This is a genomic window from Mesorhizobium sp. M1E.F.Ca.ET.041.01.1.1 (genome assembly GCF_003997355.1).
Lineage (GTDB): Bacteria > Pseudomonadota > Alphaproteobacteria > Rhizobiales > Rhizobiaceae > Mesorhizobium.
The window spans coordinates 1-1,383 of sequence record NZ_RZSL01000987.1 but is presented as its reverse complement, the minus strand read 5'-3'; the positions used below and the strand labels follow the sequence as shown (position 1 = coordinate 1,383).

At 64.5% G+C, this 1,383-nt stretch carries 2 protein-coding genes; one reads left to right on the top strand and one right to left on the bottom strand.

The window, feature by feature from the left end; all coding sequences use genetic code 11:
* Window positions 1-771: N-acetylmuramic acid 6-phosphate etherase (locus tag EOA38_RS36660; protein WP_127301505.1), on the bottom strand; the 771-nt coding region annotated here is incomplete at its 3' end.
* A gap of 201 nt (window positions 772-972) precedes the next feature.
* Here EOA38_RS36660 and EOA38_RS36655 point away from each other — a divergent pair.
* Window positions 973-1,383: BadF/BadG/BcrA/BcrD ATPase family protein (locus EOA38_RS36655; RefSeq protein ID WP_281060170.1), on the top strand; the 411-nt coding region annotated here is incomplete at its 3' end.

Below are 1,383 nucleotides of genomic sequence, written 5' to 3'. Positions count from 1 at the left end.
CTCTTCGAGCAGGCGCGCCGCGTCGTCCCGGCTCCGCCCGGTGATGGCGGCGACCATGCGCACCGCGCGGTCGCGCAACTTGATGTTGTCGGCGGTGAGGTTGACCATGTAGCCGTCATGCACATGGCCGAGATGAATGGCGGTCAGCGTCGACAGCATGTTGAGCGCGATCTTCTGCGCGGTGCCGGCACCCATGCGCGTCGAGCCGGCGATCAACTCCGGCGGCGTTTCCAGCAGGATGGCGACATCGGCCTCACCGAACAGCGGCGCGCCCTTGTTGTTGGCGATTGCGATCGTCGCCGCGCCCCGGCGCCGCGCATCGCCGATGGCCTGCACGGCGTAAGGCGTCGAGCCGCTGGCCGAGATGGCGATCAGGCAGTCACCCTTGCCGATATTGGCGTTCCCCACGGCCGCCGCGGCTTCCTCGATGTCGTCTTCAGGCCCGCCGGCAAGCGTGTGGAACGCCTCGTCGCCACCCGCGATCAGGATGGCGATGCGGTCACGCGCGATGCCGAAAGTGCCGGGAAGCTCCAGCGCATCCGCAACCGCCATCAGGCCGGAGCTGCCGGCCGCCGCATAGGCAAGCCTGCCGCCGGTCTTCAATTGCCTTGCGATCAATTCCGCGGCCTCGGCGATGGCCGGAATGGCGCCGTGAACGGCCTTGGCGGCCTCGATCTGGGCATTGGCCAGGAATGAAAGGATGGCATCCGGGGTCTGGACATCCAGCCCCTCGGCATTCTGATGAAGCGCTTCCGTGCGCGTCTCGGCCATCCGCTTTCCTCCAACTAAGGGGACCATACCAAAAAAATACCACTTGTCCACATCCATTAACGTTTTTCGTGCCCGGCACTCGCCTTGCCGGCAAATTTCCGCGCTTTTTCAATAAAATACGCCTTAATCTTTTTTTGAACCGAAATTAACGCTTGGCTATTGGTATTTTATTGGTATTATCCGCGGCGAGGAGAAAATCGTGTGAAATTCGTGCTTGGCATCGATGGCGGCGGCACCAGCTGCAGGGCGGCCCTTGCGACCGTCGACGGCACCGTCGTCGGTCGCGCCAAGAGCGGCGCGGCCAACATCCGCACCGATCTCACCGGCGCCCGCGCCAACATCGTCGACGCGGCAAGGCAGGCTTTTCTCGCCGCCGGCCATGATCCGGAGCTGATCCCTGAGACGCCCGCCATCCTTGGTCTGGCCGGAGCCAATGTCGGCACCTACAGGCAGCAGTTGGAGGCGATCCTGCCCTTCAGCAAGAGCCGCGTCGAGACCGACGCCGAGATCGCGCTCGAAGGCGCGGTCGGCTCCGGCGACGGCGCCTTCGAGCGCGATCTCGGCGTCGGTCTCGACGCGGCTCTTGCTGAAGGGCAGGATCGCCTCCAACTG